Below are 16,462 nucleotides of genomic sequence, written 5' to 3'. Positions count from 1 at the left end.
TCTTATGTGGCAGAGCTATCTGAACGGGCTGTTGGTAGCCCTCGGCCTGATCATGGCCATCGGCACCCAGAACGCCTTTGTGTTGGCACAAAGCCTGCGCCGCGAACATCACTTACCCGTGGCGGCATTGTGCGTGGTGTGTGATGCGCTACTGGTGGCGGCCGGGGTATTCGGCCTGGCCACGGTGCTTGCGCAAAACCCGCTGCTATTGGCGATTGCGCGCTGGGGCGGCGCGGCATTCCTGTTGTGGTACGGCACTTTGGCGCTGCGCCGGGCGTTCTCGACGCAGAGCCTGGAACAAGGCGGCAACCTAAAAGTGCGCTCGTTGCGCGCCGTGATGCTCAGTGCCCTGGCGGTGACTCTGCTCAACCCCCACGTTTATCTGGACACCGTGCTGCTGATCGGTTCGCTCGGCGCACAACAGACCGAACCTGGCGCCTATGTCGCCGGGGCCGCAAGCGCATCTTTCCTGTGGTTCGCGACCCTGGCACTCGGCGCGGCGTGGCTCGCCCCCTGGCTTGCACGCCCCGCCACCTGGCGCCTGCTGGACCTGCTGGTGGCGGTGATGATGTTCAGCGTGGCCTACCAATTAATAAGCGCACCGTGAACTTATTCCAAAAGGCTCTGGAACCTCTATCCCACACAGTTGTTGCGTGGTTTTGCCGCACCCCCGGTGCTATGATCCTGCCCCTGCGCCGCAAAGAGTACAAACTCCCCGGCGCTTGTTTGGCCGCCCGTGATCGGCCTTGCGCTCACCGCAACTGACCTGATTAGGAGAATCATCATGGCTTTCGAATTGCCGCCGCTGCCCTACGCACACGATGCCCTGCAGCCGCACATCTCCAAGGAAACCTTGGAGTACCACCACGACAAGCACCACAACACCTACGTCGTGAACCTGAACAACCTGGTGCCTGGCACCGAGTTCGAAGGTAAGACCCTGGAAGAGATCGTTAAATCCTCTTCGGGCGGCATCTTCAACAACGCCGCTCAGGTCTGGAACCACACTTTCTACTGGAACTGCCTGGCGCCAAACGCCGGCGGCCAACCGACCGGCGCACTGGCTGAAGCCATCAACGCTGCGTTCGGTTCGTTCGACAAGTTCAAGGAAGAGTTCACCAAGACCTCCGTCGGCACCTTCGGTTCCGGTTGGGGCTGGCTGGTGAAAAAGGCTGACGGTTCCCTGGCCCTGGCCAGCACCATCGGCGCCGGCAACCCGCTGACCAGCGGCGACACCCCGCTGCTGACCTGCGACGTCTGGGAACACGCCTACTACATCGACTACCGCAACGTGCGTCCAAAGTATGTGGAAGCGTTCTGGAACCTGGTCAACTGGAAGTTCGTGGCTGAGCAGTTCGAAGGCAAGACCTTCACTGCCTAAGCGACGCTTGCAGTAAAAAGAGCCCGGCGAATGTGCCGGGCTTTTTTATGGGCGCGATGCAACCGCAAGGGCAGGCCAAGCCCCATGGAACTCAACGACAAGAAATGACCACCCATGCGGTAGGAGGAGTGTCCCTCTTAATTGATGTCGGAGAGTTTAAATATGGCAATGGCAGGCGCAGCAGCAGCAGCAGTAGCGATCCCCCTGATCACAACGCTGGCCCCGGTGGCGCTAGACATCGGGAAGCAAGCCCTGGGAATGGCTATGAACGCAGCCTCGTCGGTTGCGTCATCCAACAATGACGCCTCGAAAGGCAATGCGAGTCAGGGTCCAACCTGGTAAAAACCGCAGCATTCGCTTCCCAGGGATCCCAGGGAAGCGAAAACCGCAGTTTCCTCAACTCTACCGCCTCTGCACTTCCCCCCGCCCGCCAACACCACCCGCCCCAGGCTCACCCAACGCCCCAAAGTACCGTAAGCCACAATGTCCCTTTGACTGCCATCACCAGATTGCCAATACTCATGGCATAGTGAAGGCCACCCGCATGAGACAAGGAATGCCCCTTTGAAGCTGGAACTCAAGAACAGCTTGTCGGTGAAGTTGCTACGGGTTGTGCTGCTGTCGGCATTGATCGTGGGCGTGGCGCTGAGCGTGGCGCAGATCGTTTTCGATGCCTACAAGACACGCCAGGCCGTGGCCGGCGATGCCCAGCGTATCCTCGATATGTTTCGCGACCCCTCGACCCAGGCCGTCTACAGCCTGGACCGCGAGATGGGCATGCAGGTGATCGAAGGGCTATTTCAGGACGACGCCGTGCGCATGGCCTCCATCGGCCACCCCAACGAAACCATGCTCGCGGAAAAAAGCCGCGCCTTGCAGCATTCCTCCAGCCGCTGGTTGACCGATCTGATCCTGGGCCAGGAGCGCACGTTCACCACCGCATTGGTCGGCAAGGGCCCCTACAGCGAGTATTACGGCGACCTGAGCATCACGCTCGACACGGCCACCTACGGCAAAGGTTTTATTGTCAGCTCGGTGATCATCTTTATTTCCGGGGTGTTGCGCGCATTGGCCATGGGCCTGGTGTTGTATCTGGTTTATCACTGGCTGCTGACCAAGCCGCTCTCGCGCATCATCGAGCACCTGACGTCGATCAACCCGGACCGCCCCAGCGAACACAAGATCCCACAGCTCAAGGGCCACGAACGCAACGAATTAGGGCTGTGGATCAATACCGCCAATCAGTTGCTCGAATCTATCGAACGCAATACCCACCTGCGCCATGAAGCCGAGAGCAGCCTGCTGCGCATGGCCCAGTACGACTTTCTCACGGGCCTGCCGAACCGCCAGAAACTGCAGGAGCAACTGGACAAGATCCTGATCGACGCCGGCCGCCGCCAGCGCCGCGTGGCGGTGTTGTGCGTGGGGCTGGATGATTTCAAAAGCGTCAACGAACAGTTCACTTACCAGGCCGGCGACAAATTGCTGCTGGCCCTGGCCGACCGCCTGCGCGCCCACAGCGGCCGCCTCGGCGCCCTGGCCCGCTTGGGTGGCGACCAGTTTGCCCTGGTGCAGGCCGATATCGAGCAACCTTATGAGGCCGCCGAACTGGCGCAAAGTATCCTCGACGACCTGGACGGTGAATTCGCCCTCGAACACGAACAAATCCGCCTGCGCGCCACCATCGGCATCACCCTGTTCCCGGAGGACGGCGACAGCACCGAGAAGTTGCTGCAAAAAGCCGAACAGACCATGACCCTGGCCAAGAGCCGCTCGCGCAACCGCTATCAGTTCTATATCGCCAGCGTCGACAGCGAAATGCGCCGTCGCCGCGAGCTGGAAAAAGACCTGCGCGACGCCTTGGGCCGTGAGCAGTTTCACTTGGTATACCAGCCGCAGATCAGCTACCGCGACCAGCATGTGGTGGGTGTGGAAGCACTGATCCGCTGGCAGCATCCGGAGCACGGCCTGGTGCCGCCGGACCTGTTTATCCCGCTGGCCGAGCAGAACGGCACCATCATTGCGATTGGCGAATGGGTGCTGGACCAGGCCTGCCGGCAATTGCGCGAATGGCATGACCAGGGCTTCACCGACCTGCGCATGGCGGTCAACCTGTCCACCGTCCAGTTGCACCACGCCGAGTTGCCACGGGTGGTCAATAACCTGATGCAAATCTACCGGCTACCGCCGCGCAGCCTGGAGCTGGAAGTCACCGAAACCGGCCTGATGGAAGACATCAGCACGGCCGCCCAACACCTGCTGAGCCTGCGCCGTTCCGGGGCGTTGATCGCCATCGATGACTTCGGCACCGGCTATTCATCGCTGAGCTACCTCAAGAGCCTGCCGCTGGACAAGATCAAGATCGACAAGAGCTTCGTCCAGGACCTGCTGGACGATGACGACGATGCAACGATCGTGCGGGCGATTATCCAACTGGGCAAAAGCCTGGGCATGCAGGTGATCGCCGAAGGCGTGGAAACCGCCGAGCAGGAGGCTTACATCATCTCCGAAGGCTGCCATGAAGGTCAGGGCTACTACTACAGCAAACCCTTGCAGGCCCGGGAGCTGGCGGTTTTTTTGAAGCAGGCCGAGCGCAATAACGCCGCCATTCTGTGAGCTGGCAAAACGATACTGAATATTTCCCGCGTTTAACCCTTTACACAAAATGCAAATCTTTCGCATTATGTCGCAGTTTTGCGCTCCCCAGCGCGCCCTATCAACAACCGAAGCAGGATGTTCGCCATGATTCGTATGCCCCTGGCCACCGCCAGTCTGCTGGCCATTGCCATTTCTCTCGCCGGTTGCGGCGAAGGTAAAGACAAGGCCGCCGCGCCCCAGGCGCCGACCCCGGCTGCCAGCACTACCGCTCCAGCGGCTGCCACTCCTGCCGGCCAGGTCGACGAAGCGGCTGCCAAGGCTGTTGTCGCGCATTACGCCGACATGGTCTTCGCGGTGTACAGCGATTCCGAGTCCACGGCGAAAACCCTGCAAACCGCCATCGACGCGTTCCTCGCCAAGCCGAGCGACGAAACCCTGAAAGCCGCCCGCGCCGCCTGGGTTGCTGCTCGCGTGCCGTACCTGCAGAGCGAAGTGTTCCGCTTCGGCAACACCATCATTGATGATTGGGAAGGTCAGGTTAACGCCTGGCCCCTGGACGAAGGCCTGATCGACTACGTCGACAAATCCTACGAGCACGCCCTGGGCAACCCAGGCGCCACGGCCAACATCATCGCCAACACCGAGATCCAGGTCGGCGAAGACAAGATCGACGTGAAGGACATCACCCCGGAAAAACTCGCCAGCCTCAATGAGCTCGGCGGTTCCGAAGCCAACGTCGCCACCGGCTACCACGCCATCGAATTCCTGCTCTGGGGCCAGGACCTGAACGGCACCGGCCCTGGCGCCGGCAACCGTCCTGCGTCGGACTACCTGACCGGTGATGGCGCCACGGGGCGGCCACAACGAGCGTCGCCGTGCCTACCTGAGCGCCGTGACCCAACTGCTGGTCAGCGACCTGCAGGAAATGGTCGGCAACTGGAAACCCAACGTCGAAGACAACTACCGCGCCACCCTGGAGGCAGAACCTGCCACCGACGGCCTGCGCAAAATGCTGTTCGGCATGGGTAGCCTGTCCCTGGGCGAGCTGGCCGGTGAGCGCATGAAGGTTTCCCTGGAAGCCAACTCGCCGGAAGACGAACACGATTGCTTCAGCGATAACACCCACAACTCGCAGTTCTATGACGCCAAGGGCATCCGCAACGTCTACCTGGGCGAGTACACCCGCGTCGACGGCACCAAGATGACCGGCGCGAGCCTGGCATCCCTGGTGGCCAAGGCCGATCCGGCTGCCGACACCGCACTGAAGGCCGACCTGGCCGCCACCGAAGCCAAGATGCAGGTCATCGTTGATCACGCCAACAAGGGTGAGCACTACGACCAGTTGATCGCGGCCGGCAATGACGCAGGCAACCAGATCGTGCGCGACGCGATCGCATCGCTGGTCAAGCAGACCGGTTCGATCGAAGCCGCAGCAGGCAAGCTGGGCATCAGCGACCTGAACCCGGATAACGCCGATCACGAGTTCTGATCAGTGCCGTGTTGAATAAGGCGACCTTCGGGTCGCCTTTTTTGTGCACTGTCTTTACCACCACAACCCACTGTGGGAGGGGGCTTGCCCCCGATGGCGGTGGCTCAGCAGAGACTTCCTTCACTGACACACCGTGATCGGGGGCAAGCCCCTCCCACATTTGATCCATACCGTTCCCGAGCCCGCCGGTTTACATGCCCTGCACCCCAGGTAGAATGGCGCCTCTGCCCTATCTCGAGCGAACTTCATGGCGTTGCCGACCCTACGCATCATCGGTTTCATCATCGGCATCTTCCTGATCACCCTCGCGATCGCCATGGTTGTGCCCATGGCCACCCTGGTGATCTTCGAACGAACCAGCGATTTACCCTCGTTCCTGTGGGCCAGCCTGATCACCTTTGTCGCCGGCCTGGCGCTGGTGATTCCCGGTCGTCCCGAACACGTGCACCTGCGCCCCCGGGACATGTACCTGCTCACTGTCACCAGTTGGGTGGTGGTGTGCGTGTTCGCCGCGCTGCCGTTTCTGCTGACCCAGCACATCAGTTACACCGACTCGTTCTTCGAAAGCATGTCCGGCATCACCGCCACCGGCTCTACGGTACTGAGCGGCCTGGACAGCATGTCGCCGGGCATCCTGATGTGGCGCTCACTGCTGCACTGGCTGGGCGGTATCGGCTTTATCGGCATGGCAGTGGCGATCCTGCCGCTGCTGCGCATTGGTGGCATGCGTCTGTTCCAGACCGAATCCTCGGACCGCTCGGAAAAGGTCATGCCCCGCTCGCACATGGTGGCGCGGCTGATCGTGGCGGCGTATGTGGGCATCACGATTCTCGGCAGCCTGGCGTTCTGGTGGGCCGGCATGGGCCTGTTCGATGCGATCAACCACGCGATGTCGGCAATTTCCACCGGTGGTTTCTCCACCTCCGACGAATCCCTGGCGCACTGGAAACAACCGGCGGTGCACTGGGTGGCGGTGGTGGTGATGATCCTCGGCAGCCTGCCGTTTACCCTGTATGTGGCCACCTTGCGCGGTAATCGCAAGGCCTTGATCCGCGACCAACAGGTGCAGGGTCTGCTCGGTCTGCTGGTGGTGACCTGGCTGGTGCTCGGCACTTGGTACTGGTGGACCACCAACCTGCACTGGCTGGATGCCTTGCGCCACGTGGCGCTGAACGTCACTTCTGTGGTGACGACCACCGGCTTTGCACTGGGGGACTACAGCCTGTGGGGCAACTTCTCACTGATGCTGTTCTTCTACCTGGGCTTTATCGGTGGTTGCTCGGGCTCCACCGCTGGCGGGATCAAGATTTTCCGCTTCCAGGTTGCCTACATCCTGCTCAAGGCCAACTTGAACCAGCTGATTCACCCGCGTGCGGTGATCAAGCAAAAGTACAACGGCCACCGTCTCGACGAAGAAATCGTACGGTCGATCCTGACCTTCTCGTTTTTCTTCGCCATCACCATCTGCGCTATCGCTTTGGCACTGTCGCTGCTGGGCCTGGACTGGATGACCGCACTCACCGGCGCCGCCAGTACCGTCTCCGGTGTCGGCCCCGGCCTTGGCGAAACCATTGGCCCGGCGGGTAACTTCGCCAGCCTGCCGGATGCGGCCAAGTGGATCCTGTCCCTGGGCATGCTGCTGGGCCGCCTGGAAATCATCACAGTCTTTGTTCTGTGCATCCCGGCATTTTGGCGTCACTGATCGTCGGCGCTTCTTGCAACCGCGCCCGGTATTCGCCGGGCGTGGCATCGAACCAGCGGCGGAACGCACGGAAGAAGTTGCTGGGATCGGCAAAGCCCAGCAGGTAGGCAATCTCCAGCAGCGTCATGCTTGGCTGCGCCAGGTATTGCTCGGCCAGTTCGCGGCGGGTGTCGTCAAGCAGGGTCTGGAAACTCGTGCCCTCCTCCTGCAAGCGCCGCTGCAAAGTACGTTGGGACAGGTGCAACGTCTGGGCTACCACTTCACGCTTGGGTTCGCCCTGGGGCAGCAGGCGACACAGCACCTGGCGCGCTTTGTGGGTCACGCGGCTCTCGGAAAAGCGCGCCAGGTATTCACCGGCAAACCGGTCGTGCAACAACGCCATGGCCTCATTGGCCGTGGGCAGCGGCGCGTCCATGTCGGCGCGTTCGAAAATCAACGCGTCATAAGGCGCGTTGAACTCCAACGGCGCATGAAACGCTTGTTTATAGGGCCCCAGGTCAGCCGGCTGTTCACCTTGCAACAGGACTTTGCGCGGTTGCAGGGTGCGCCCGGTCAGCCAGCCGCACAGCGCCAACGCGCAGGCCAGAGAGGCTTCGGCGCTTTGCCTGGTGGGCGGCAGATGGTCGCCATGCACCGTCAGAATCAGCGCATAGCCTTCAGGTAAAAGTCGGAAACTCAAGTCGGCGCTTTCGGCGATGATCCGTTGGTAACGCACCAGCCGCATAAAACCTTCAGCCAGTGTGTTACTGGACATCAACGCATAACCGGTCACATGAAACGACGCCGGGCGCACCACCTTGCCCATGTTCAGGCCGATTGCCGGGTTGCCCGACAGCTCCACGGCGCGCTGCCACAGGCGGGTCATGGAATCCTGCGGGAACCGCGCGTCGGGGTCGTTGAGGGCGGCGTAGTCCAGGCCCAGGTGTTTGAACAGGGCGCGGCAATCCAGGCCATCCATTTCCAGTGCCTTGACTATCCCCATTGCCCAGCTTGCAGAAGTTGTTCGTTCGCTCATGGCGTCTTCTTAATAAAGCAGGCTCAAAACGGCAGCCAGGAAGCCAAGGATACTAAAGTGGCATCTAATGTCACTGGCTGTTACCACTGATCACTCTAGACTCAAATAAGCTCCCCGCCGAGCATCTGTTGGGCGGCATAACAACCAAAGGGCCGGTCACCGTGGAAAACGTCAAGCGATTCAACAGCTTTGCCGAGTTTTACCCTTATTACCTGGCCGAGCACGCCAACAGCACCTGCCGGCGCCTGCATTTTATCGGCACCACGCTGGTGATCGGTATTCTGGCCTACGCCATCGGCCGGGGGTCGCTGGGGCTATTGCTCGCCGTGCCGATTGCCGGCTACAGCTTTGCCTGGATCGGCCACTTCTTCTTCGAAAAGAACCGCCCGGCCACTTTTCAGCACCCGTTCTACAGCTTGATGGGGGATTTTGTGATGTACCGCGACATGATCCTGGGCAAGGTGCCGTTCTGAAGGTGTGACCTCTTGTCACTTGCGTAAAAACCATGAAGGTTCGTACGTCCGTCGATATAAAAGTCTTTTTGTCATTTACAGTGCTGTATCCTGCCAAGGCTTTTTGAGAGCGCGGAATCACCTGCGATTGAAAAAACAGACCTTGCGAGGAGCGACGACGATGCACGAGATACCTAATCTCCCCTTCCCAAGCCTGCACGAAACTGAGCAGCCAACACCGCAGCAGGCCAGCGCCAAGCAGCCTGAGGCCAAAGAAGCAAAACCAGTCGACAGCAAAAGCCAGGACTGACGCCGTACCAGACCGTGTGGAAAGCGCAGCTTTGAGCGCTTTCCACACTGCCTGAATCACCCGAGATCCCCACCATGACCGACACCCTCCCCGATACCGCCGTGCTCGATGCTGCCTTGCAAATGGCCGACGTGTGGAACCGCCTCAGCGCGGACAAACAAGCCGTGCTGCTCAAGCGCTTCGGCACCCAGGAAAACGCCTTGGCGGCCCTGGTCACCACCCAATTGCTGGCGCCTGCCAAAACCTGACGTCTTTTTGATCTGACGTTTTTGCGTTTTACCGCCCTGCGCAAGCCAAAGCCCCGGTATCATTAGCAGCCTATCTTTACCTGCTGCGACAGTGGACCTCTCCCCATGCCAGATACCCAGCGCCCCATGGCGGTCACGCTGCAAGTTGTTTCCATCGTGTTGTTCACCTTTATCGGCTACCTGAATATCGGCATCCCCTTGGCCGTATTGCCGGGCTATGTCCACAGTGAGCTGGGCTATGGCGCGGTGATCGCAGGGCTGGTGATCAGCGTGCAATACCTGGCCACCCTGCTGAGCCGTCCCTACGCAGGCAAAATCATCGATAACCTGGGCAGCAAGCGTGCGGTGCTGATCGGCCTGGCGGGCTGCGGCCTGAGTGGCGTGTTCATGCTGCTCGCAGCCTGGTTTTCAAACCTGCCGGCCGTCAGCCTGGGCAGCTTGCTTGTCGGTCGATTGGTACTGGGCAGCGCGGAAAGCCTGGTGGGCTCGGGCGCCATCGGCTGGGGCATCGGCCGGGTAGGCGCGGCGAATACCGCCAAGGTCATCTCCTGGAACGGCATTGCCAGCTATGGCGCGCTGGCCGTTGGCGCGCCGCTTGGCGTGGTGCTGGTGAAGAGTTTCGGACTGTGGAGCATGGGCGTCAGCATTATCCTGCTGGCCATCGTCGGCCTGCTGCTGGCCTGGAACAAGGTCGCCGCGCCGATTGTGGCCGGCGTGCGCCTGCCATTCATGAACGTGCTGGGCCGCGTACTGCCCCACGGCTGCGCGCTGGCGTTGGGCTCCATCGGCTTCGGCACCATCGCCACCTTTATCACCTTGTATTACACCACCCAGCACTGGGATAACGCGGTGTGGGCCCTGAGCCTGTTCGGCGCCAGCTTTATCGGTGCGCGCCTGTTGTTCGGCAATTTGATCAACCGCATCGGCGGCTTTCGCGTGGCGATTGCCTGCCTGTCGGTAGAGATTCTCGGCTTGCTGTTGCTGTGGCTGGCGCCGGACGCCAACCTGGCACTGGCTGGCGCGGCGTTGAGCGGCTTTGGCTTTTCCCTGGTGTTCCCGGCGCTTGGCGTGGAGGCTGTCAACCTGGTGCCCGCGTCCAGCCGAGGCTCGGCCGTGGGGGCCTACTCGCTATTTATTGACTTGTCCCTGGGCATCACCGGCCCTTTGGCCGGGGCTGTGGCGGCTGGCTTCGGCTTTGCCTCGATCTTCCTGTTCGCCGCTCTCGCCGCCCTCGGCGGGCTGCTGCTGAGCCTGTACCTGTACCGTCAGGCGCCCAAAGCCCGGGAAGCACGCGACGCCTAAAAGTCGACCTTGCCACGCCCAGCCTTGATGCTGCCGCGCTTGGTCTTGGATTCCAGGCGGCGCTTTTTCGAACCCAGGGTCGGCTTGGTCGGACGGCGCTTCTTCTCCACCTTGGTGGCGCTGAGGATCAACTCCACCAGGCGCTCCAGCGCGTCGGCGCGGTTCTGTTCCTGGGTGCGGTATTGCTGGGCCTTGAGGATCAGCACCCCTTCGCTGGTGATGCGGCTGTCGCGCAGCGCCAGCAAGCGCTCCTTGTAGAACTCCGGCAACGACGACGCGGGAATATCAAAGCGCAGGTGCACCGCGCTCGACACCTTGTTGACGTTCTGCCCGCCGGCGCCCTGGGCGCGAATGGCGGTCAGCTCGATCTCGGCGTCGGGCAGGTGCACATTGTTGGAAATTACCAGCATCAATCAAAAACCTTAGGCAACGGACAAGCCCAATTCGGACGACAACATCAACAACAAGGACGCATGAAAATGAAAATACTATTGATCACTTTGCTCGGCACCTTATCACTCATTCAAACGTCACTGTCCTTTGCAGAAAATGCCAATGGCAAAAACCTCTATTCACAGCGATGCGCCATGTGCCACGGGCCAGATCTCAAGGCAACGGGACCGTTGGCCAAGAAAAGCAACCCACCTACACCTGACCTTACAACGCCTGCCTTCAAAAAACGGCTGGCGGCTTATCCGGGCGTTATTGTGTCTTCGGTCATACTTCGCCCGAATGGAGACCTGATCCCAAAAACGCTGCGCGAGAATGGGGTGAAGGTCGCGCCGCATGCCTGGAACGTTAAGGACTTTCGCGACTTGAATGAATACATGAGCGGTGTGATTTCAAAAAGTTGACGACTTCAAAATTCAAAAACCCCACGCCCTGAGTTCCCGATAAGGGAATACAGGGTGCGGGGTTTTCTGCGGGTGTGCGTCTGTTTACTTCAACGCCGCACTCGCTGTGTTCAACGCGGCTTCAGCACTGCGCTTGTTCTTGATCCAGTAACACACCGCCATAAACGCCACCCACACCGGGATCGCATACACCGACACCTGGATCCCCGGAATCATCAGCATGATCACCAGGATAAACACCACGAACGCCAGGCACACATAGTTGCCGTACGGGTACCACAGCGCCTTGAACAAAGGCACTTGGCCGGTGCGGTTCATGTGCTGGCGGAACTTGAAGTGGGAAAAGCTGATCATCGCCCAGTTGATCACCAGCGTGGCCACGACCAGCGACATCAGCAACTCCAGCGCGTGTTGCGGGATGAAGTAGTTCATCAGCACCGCCACCAGGGTCACTGCCGCCGAGGCGAGGATCGAACGCACCGGCACGCCGCGTTTATCGATCTTGGCCAGGGCCTTGGGCGCGTCGCCCTGCTCGGCCATGCCCAGCAGCATGCGGCTGTTGCAGTAGGTGCCGCTGTTGTAGACCGACAACGCTGCGGTCAGGACCACAAAGTTGAGGATGTGTGCAGCGGTGTTGCTGCCCAGCATCGAGAACACCTGCACGAACGGGCTGCCGCTATAGGCATCGCCGGACGCATTGAGGGTCGCCAGCAGGCTGTCCCAAGGCGTCAGCGACAACAGCACCACCAGGGCGCCGATGTAGAAGATCAGGATGCGGTAGATCACCTGGTTGATGGCCTTGGGGATCACGGTGCGTGGCTGGTCGGCTTCGGCGGCGGTGAAGCCGAGCATTTCCAGGCCACCGAAGGAAAACATAATGATCGCCATGGCCATCACCAATCCGCCCACGCCATGGGGGAAGAAGCCGCCGTGTTCCCACAGGTTGCTCACCGAGGCTTGCGGGCCGCCGCTGCCGCTGACCAGCAGGTAGCTGCCCAGGGCGATCATGCCGACGATGGCCACGACCTTGATGATGGCGAACCAGAATTCAGCCTCGCCAAAGACTTTGACGTTGGCCAGGTTGATCAGGTTGATCAATACGAAGAACGCCGCCGCCGAGACCCAGGTCGGGATCTCCGGCCACCAGTAGTGCACGTATTTGCCCACGGCGGTCAGCTCGGACATGCCCACCAGAATGTACAGAATCCAGCAGTTCCAACCCGACAGGAAGCCGGCGAAACCGCCCCAGTACTTGTGGGCAAAGTGGCTGAAGGAACCGGCAACCGGCTCTTCTACGATCATTTCGCCGAGCTGGCGCATGATCATGAAGGCAATGAAGCCGCAGATCGCATAGCCCAGGATCATCGACGGGCCGGCGGACTTGAGCACCCCGGCCGAGCCGAGGAACAAGCCGGTGCCGATGGCGCCACCGAGGGCGATCAACTGGATATGCCGATTTTTCAGGCCGCGTTTCAGCTCGCCTGAAGAGGAATGGGGTCCACTCATGAAAAGGGTCTCACGCAAGGTTTGAGGATATTGAATGCAGGTTGCTGCCTTGAATCCAGACTCAAGCAGCGCCGCTCAAACCCCAGCGCAGGCACCAGGAGTACAGCGTCTTTCTAACGGTCATGCGTCACCTGTTTGTTTTTATCTGTGACGAAATCGAACCCGCCAGGCTCGTGGCCGGGCGGAGTGATCAGGGTCGGCAAACCCCAAGGTCTTGGCCTTTTGCGGGTTACGCAAAGGGGGTCACAGTAAAACGCGGCGCATTGTACACCGCTCGACAGCTTACGCCCGCCCCCGAACGGTGCATGCGACGATCTGTCAGGGATTCCTTACAGCTTTGAGTCGGCCAATAACGCCGCCGCCCACTCGTAAACTAATCGTTACATCGCGGAAAATCTGCGTTACAGCTGTCATCTTGGGGAAAATTGGCGATCAGAAACTTCCGTAAGAAAGATGACGCCAGCTCACTGTTTTTCCTCAGAAAAAATGCTTGCTAAAAAAACAGAAGAAAAAATCCAAATGAAACCGTGTCAATAAATATTTTGCATTAAGTAACAGCCTCTCCTAGGTTCATTCCACTTGCCAGCGAAGCCCGTTGGCAGGCCGTTCTCAAACACCGTCCTCTAGGAGATACACCATGCAAGCACTGGAAAACGACCTGGAAACCGAACTGCAACTCGACGACTGGTTTGAAGCGCCGACCCACGAGGCCGCCGTTGAAATGATGCAAGCCGATGCCGTGGTGCCGTTCGGCACCGCGATGTGGCCGTTCTAAACGGCAGGCATCCGGCAGGCGCTGTGCACGGCGCCTGCCCCCTTTCCCAAGGCACACAAGGACACACGTCATGGACAAGGCCCGCGCCGTCGAACACTTTCTCTACTACCTCGCCCACCACCCGGCGCTCAGCGGCCTGCACTGCCCCACCGTGCTGCTGGGCCATACCGAGCGCTACGACGCCATTGCCCAGGCCATCACCCACAGCAGCGCCGCCCGCTTCAACTTCCAGGTACAGCGCCTGGACCTGACCGCCAGCGACACCTTGGCCCATGCCATCGAAACCTGTGACCTGTACCTGTTTCTCTACGATTCCTCGACCCTGCCCAACCCACGCGCCGAAGGCCCGGACTTTATCCGCGCCTTGCAGGGTGTAATGGCTGAACACTGGAAGAAGTCCCTGCTGTTCAAGGATTACGGCGATTACTTCTACGACACCTTCAGCGTCGAGCCGCAGCGTATCGCCGATCTCAACGCCACGCTGATCCGGCGCATGGCCCAGGCCAATGTGCTCAGCTTTACCGACAAACATGGCTCGCGCCTTGAGGCGCCGCTGAGCAGCATCAGGAAGTGGACCAATATCAATGGCGTCGGCAACCACGACCTGGCCCCCGGCGAGATCGCCACCCACAGCGAAGCCATTAACGGCCAGGTTCGGTTTGTCGGCACTTTTCTCAGCACCATCCCGTTTGCGCGCAAATACGGCGTGCTGCAATCACCGCTTGAGTTGTGGATCGAGAACTCGACCGTCTGCAGCATCGCCAGCGATGTGCCGGGGCTGGTGGAGGACTTCAACAAGTACTTGAATGCCAACCCCTCCAATCGCCGCGTGGAAGAACTGGGGATTGGTACCAATGAAGGGGTGAAGGATTTATATGCGCGTAACGCCGGGTTCGAGGAGCGCCATTGCGGCTTGCACCTGGGCTTGGGCGGTGGGCAGAAAGGCAGCCATCACCTGGATCTGATCTTTGCCAGCGGGGTGTTGGCCCTGGATGACAAGCCGGTATTCGATGGCACATTTGCCTTCTGAGCAGAGGGCTCGAAAACACCGGAGATCCAACTGTGGGAGGGGGCAAGCCCCTCCCACCGTTGACTGCATTGCAGCCTTACATCACTGCGGCTTCTTGCGACCAAACCCAGGGCGCTGGCCCGAACCGGCCGGAGCGCCACGGCGCTTGCCCGACGGCTCGTCGGCAACCAGTTTCGGGCCGGGGCGCTTGTTCGCCGCTGGCTTGGCCGGGCGCTTGGTGCTGGCGTTGTCGGCTGGGCGATCCCCCTCGCCACGGTTGCTGCGACCACCGGCCGGCGCAGGACGCGGGGTACGCGGTGCGCGCTCGCCTTCCTGACGCGATGGGGCCGTCGGGCGGCGCTCACCTTCGATATGCGGCTGACGGGAGATACGCCCGCCGGTCGCCGGGGCATCCAGTGCCGGGCGTACGGTACGCGCCACACGCTCGGTACGTGCCACAGGACGCGACGATTTACGCTGCATACGCTCAAGCTTGTCTTTGCTCTTGGCGTTCATCTGCGGCATGGCGACCGGCGTCAGGCCCACTTCGGCGCTGAGGATGTCGACTTCGTACTGGCTCATTTCGCGCCAGCGGCCCATCGGCAGGTCGGAGTTCAGGAACACCGGACCAAAACGCACGCGCTTCAGGCGGCTGACCACCAGGCCCTGGGATTCCCACAGGCGACGTACTTCACGGTTACGGCCTTCCATTACCACGCAGTGGTACCAGTGGTTGAAACCTTCGCCACCTGGAGCCTGCTTGATGTCGGTGAACTTGGCCGGGCCGTCTTCGAGGACGACACCAGCTTTCAAGCGCTCGATCATCTCGTCATCGACTTCGCCACGGACACGTACCGCGTATTCACGGTCCATCTCGTAGGACGGGTGCATCAGGCGGTTGGCCAGTTCACCGTCGGTGGTGAACATCAGCAAGCCGGTGGTGTTGATGTCGAGGCGACCGATGTTGATCCAGCGGCCTTCTTTAGGCTTGGGCATCTTGTCAAACACGGTCGGACGGCCTTCGGGGTCGTCACGGGTACAAATCTCGCCGTCTGGCTTGTTGTACATGATCACGCGGCGCACCGATTCGGCGGCCTCTTCACGCTTGATGACCTTGCCATCAATGGTGATTGCATCGTGCAGGTCGACGCGCTGGCCGAGAGTGGCCTCGACGCCGTTGACCTTGATGCGCTTCTGGGTGATCCAGGCTTCGACGTCGCGGCGCGAGCCCACGCCGATACGCGCCAGCACCTTTTGCAGTTTTTCGCCTGCTGGGCCGATTTCCTGGCTGTCGTTCTGGTCTTTGTCGTTCATCTTAAGCACCTCCCGGTGGGTCGATTCAGGCGTGGCCTGAAGAGTGTTGAAAGCGGGGCTTTGGCCGAATAGGTCGGCAAAGGGTCGCGAATCATACGCTCATGGTGAGCGTTGCGCATCAGAGACTAGTCGATATGCGCCAAGTCATTTGTTTTTCCGCCGGCCGGTGGCGCCCAGGGCCAGCAAACGCAGTTCGGCTTCGGCCAGGACACTGCGTTTGTCGACTTTGTCGAGTTTCTTCCAGGCGCGGATTTCGCGTTTGCTGCGACCGCAACCGACGCAGATGTCGTCGGTGAACTTGCAGATGCTGATGCACGGGTCTTTGGTTGAGCTCATGCTTTCTCCCAGTCAAATGGAGATCAAAATGTGGGAGGGGGCTTGCCCCCGATGGCGGCCTGACAGCCGACCAGGATGTTGGATCTGACCGAGTACATATCCGTTTCTGCGGTAACGGCTACTTAGGGTTACGCCCTTACGGCGTGTCACTTTTGTAAAGGCACAAAAGTA

General features: G+C 60.4%; 16 protein-coding genes and 1 pseudogene. 12 read left to right on the top strand and 5 right to left on the bottom strand.

The annotated features are described in order from the left end of the window. Positions 1–4 precede the first annotated feature (4 nt). From IQK56_RS18830 to IQK56_RS18810, 5 genes and pseudogenes are all read left to right on the top strand, one after another. Positions 5–607: a LysE/ArgO family amino acid transporter gene (locus IQK56_RS18830; protein WP_122308166.1), complete on the top strand. Its 603-nt coding sequence runs from the start codon at positions 5–7 to the stop codon at positions 605–607. A 177-nt stretch (positions 608–784) separates the two neighbouring features. After that, positions 785–1,381 carry a superoxide dismutase gene (locus IQK56_RS18825; protein WP_003212997.1) on the top strand — a complete coding sequence of 199 codons (597 nt, stop codon included), beginning with the start codon at positions 785–787 and terminating at the stop codon, positions 1,379–1,381. Between the two features lie 564 nt (positions 1,382–1,945). Continuing rightward, the gene (locus IQK56_RS18820) at positions 1,946–3,997 is read left to right on the top strand and encodes a putative bifunctional diguanylate cyclase/phosphodiesterase (protein WP_193862524.1); all 2,052 of its coding nucleotides are present in this window, start codon (positions 1,946–1,948) and stop codon (positions 3,995–3,997) included. Positions 3,998–4,123: 126 nt separating this feature from the next. After that, a pseudogene (locus IQK56_RS18815) lies at positions 4,124–5,468 on the top strand (imelysin family protein). 247 nt (positions 5,469–5,715) lie between these two features. Next, complete coding sequence (locus IQK56_RS18810) at positions 5,716–7,170, top strand: TrkH family potassium uptake protein (RefSeq protein WP_122306832.1); 1,455 nt, start codon at positions 5,716–5,718, stop codon at positions 7,168–7,170. Here the strand turns inward: IQK56_RS18810 and IQK56_RS18805 are convergent. Continuing rightward, positions 7,127–8,185: an AraC family transcriptional regulator gene (locus tag IQK56_RS18805; protein WP_150675628.1), complete on the bottom strand. Its 1,059-nt coding sequence runs from the start codon at positions 8,183–8,185 to the stop codon at positions 7,127–7,129. The two genes, IQK56_RS18810 and IQK56_RS18805, sit on opposite strands and share 44 nt — an antisense overlap. Before the next feature lie 161 nt (positions 8,186–8,346). Between IQK56_RS18805 and IQK56_RS18800 the strand changes: the two genes are divergently transcribed. The 4 genes from IQK56_RS18800 (at position 8,347) to IQK56_RS18785 (ending at position 10,497) form a co-directional block, all read left to right on the top strand. Continuing rightward, entirely contained in the window at positions 8,347–8,658 is a 312-nt protein-coding gene (locus IQK56_RS18800; RefSeq protein WP_122306834.1) for an Mpo1-like protein, read from the top strand. A 127-nt stretch (positions 8,659–8,785) separates the two neighbouring features. Next, complete coding sequence (locus IQK56_RS18795) at positions 8,786–8,947, top strand: hypothetical protein (RefSeq protein WP_155989987.1); 162 nt, start codon at positions 8,786–8,788, stop codon at positions 8,945–8,947. 74 nt (positions 8,948–9,021) lie between these two features. Next, a complete protein-coding gene (locus IQK56_RS18790; RefSeq protein ID WP_183140493.1) occupies positions 9,022–9,195 on the top strand; it encodes a hypothetical protein in 174 nt (57 codons plus the stop codon). A 105-nt stretch (positions 9,196–9,300) separates the two neighbouring features. After that, the gene (locus IQK56_RS18785; protein WP_193864263.1) at positions 9,301–10,497 is read left to right on the top strand and encodes an MFS transporter; all 1,197 of its coding nucleotides are present in this window, start codon (positions 9,301–9,303) and stop codon (positions 10,495–10,497) included. On the opposite strand, the gene arfB is transcribed toward IQK56_RS18785, so the two are convergent. Next, positions 10,494–10,907 carry an alternative ribosome rescue aminoacyl-tRNA hydrolase ArfB gene (gene arfB, locus IQK56_RS18780; protein WP_065908949.1) on the bottom strand — a complete coding sequence of 138 codons (414 nt, stop codon included), beginning with the start codon at positions 10,905–10,907 and terminating at the stop codon, positions 10,494–10,496. The genes IQK56_RS18785 and arfB overlap by 4 nt on opposite strands. 69 nt (positions 10,908–10,976) lie before the next feature. Here arfB and IQK56_RS18775 point away from each other — a divergent pair, with 69 nt between their 5' ends. Continuing rightward, positions 10,977–11,351, top strand: coding sequence for a c-type cytochrome (locus tag IQK56_RS18775; protein ID WP_122306836.1), 375 nt, complete (start codon positions 10,977–10,979; stop codon positions 11,349–11,351). 84 nt (positions 11,352–11,435) lie between these two features. Here IQK56_RS18775 and IQK56_RS18770 read toward each other — a convergent pair whose 3' ends face one another. After that, complete coding sequence (locus IQK56_RS18770) at positions 11,436–12,857, bottom strand: amino acid permease (protein ID WP_150675626.1); 1,422 nt, start codon at positions 12,855–12,857, stop codon at positions 11,436–11,438. Positions 12,858–13,494: 637 nt separating this feature from the next. On the opposite strand from IQK56_RS18770, the gene IQK56_RS18765 reads away from it, so the two are divergent. Together IQK56_RS18765 and IQK56_RS18760 are read left to right on the top strand one after the other, a co-directional pair. Continuing rightward, positions 13,495–13,632, top strand: coding sequence for a hypothetical protein (locus IQK56_RS18765; protein ID WP_003175756.1), 138 nt, complete (start codon positions 13,495–13,497; stop codon positions 13,630–13,632). 70 nt (positions 13,633–13,702) lie between these two features. Continuing rightward, complete coding sequence (locus IQK56_RS18760) at positions 13,703–14,662, top strand: M29 family metallopeptidase (RefSeq protein ID WP_122306838.1); 960 nt, start codon at positions 13,703–13,705, stop codon at positions 14,660–14,662. A gap of 81 nt (positions 14,663–14,743) precedes the next feature. Here IQK56_RS18760 and rluB read toward each other — a convergent pair whose 3' ends face one another. Both rluB and IQK56_RS18750 read right to left on the bottom strand, forming a co-directional pair. Then, the gene (gene rluB, locus IQK56_RS18755; protein WP_122306839.1) at positions 14,744–15,955 is read right to left on the bottom strand and encodes a 23S rRNA pseudouridine(2605) synthase RluB; all 1,212 of its coding nucleotides are present in this window, start codon (positions 15,953–15,955) and stop codon (positions 14,744–14,746) included. Positions 15,956–16,099: 144 nt separating this feature from the next. Continuing rightward, positions 16,100–16,291, bottom strand: a complete 192-nt coding sequence (locus IQK56_RS18750; RefSeq protein ID WP_122306840.1) for a DUF1289 domain-containing protein — start codon at positions 16,289–16,291, stop codon at positions 16,100–16,102. Positions 16,292–16,462: the final 171 nt, after the last annotated feature.

It is taken from the genome of Pseudomonas cyclaminis (assembly GCF_015163715.1).
Lineage (GTDB): Bacteria > Pseudomonadota > Gammaproteobacteria > Pseudomonadales > Pseudomonadaceae > Aquipseudomonas > Aquipseudomonas cyclaminis.
Note: the sequence above shows the minus strand (reverse complement) of the source record. Positions and strands in the feature narration are given on the sequence as shown.

Bases quoted from the DNA above. Each gene is read 5' to 3' on its own strand.
- IQK56_RS18785 (WP_193864263.1), top strand. From the start codon at position 9,301: ATGCCAGATACCCAGCGCCCCATGGCGGTCACGCTGCAAGTTGTTTCC.
- IQK56_RS18790 (WP_183140493.1), top strand. From the start codon at position 9,022: ATGACCGACACCCTCCCCGATACCGCCGTGCTCGATGCTGCCTTGCAA.
- IQK56_RS18825 (WP_003212997.1), top strand. From the start codon at position 785: ATGGCTTTCGAATTGCCGCCGCTGCCCTACGCACACGATGCCCTGCAG.
- rluB (WP_122306839.1), bottom strand. From the start codon at position 15,955: ATGAACGACAAAGACCAGAACGACAGCCAGGAAATCGGCCCAGCAGGC.
- IQK56_RS18830 (WP_122308166.1), top strand. From the start codon at position 5: ATGTGGCAGAGCTATCTGAACGGGCTGTTGGTAGCCCTCGGCCTGATC.
- IQK56_RS18750 (WP_122306840.1), bottom strand. From the start codon at position 16,291: ATGAGCTCAACCAAAGACCCGTGCATCAGCATCTGCAAGTTCACCGAC.
- IQK56_RS18765 (WP_003175756.1), top strand. From the start codon at position 13,495: ATGCAAGCACTGGAAAACGACCTGGAAACCGAACTGCAACTCGACGAC.
- IQK56_RS18760 (WP_122306838.1), top strand. From the start codon at position 13,703: ATGGACAAGGCCCGCGCCGTCGAACACTTTCTCTACTACCTCGCCCAC.
- IQK56_RS18810 (WP_122306832.1), top strand. From the start codon at position 5,716: ATGGCGTTGCCGACCCTACGCATCATCGGTTTCATCATCGGCATCTTC.
- arfB (WP_065908949.1), bottom strand. From the start codon at position 10,907: ATGCTGGTAATTTCCAACAATGTGCACCTGCCCGACGCCGAGATCGAG.
- IQK56_RS18805 (WP_150675628.1), bottom strand. From the start codon at position 8,185: ATGAGCGAACGAACAACTTCTGCAAGCTGGGCAATGGGGATAGTCAAG.
- IQK56_RS18775 (WP_122306836.1), top strand. From the start codon at position 10,977: ATGAAAATACTATTGATCACTTTGCTCGGCACCTTATCACTCATTCAA.
- IQK56_RS18770 (WP_150675626.1), bottom strand. From the start codon at position 12,857: ATGAGTGGACCCCATTCCTCTTCAGGCGAGCTGAAACGCGGCCTGAAA.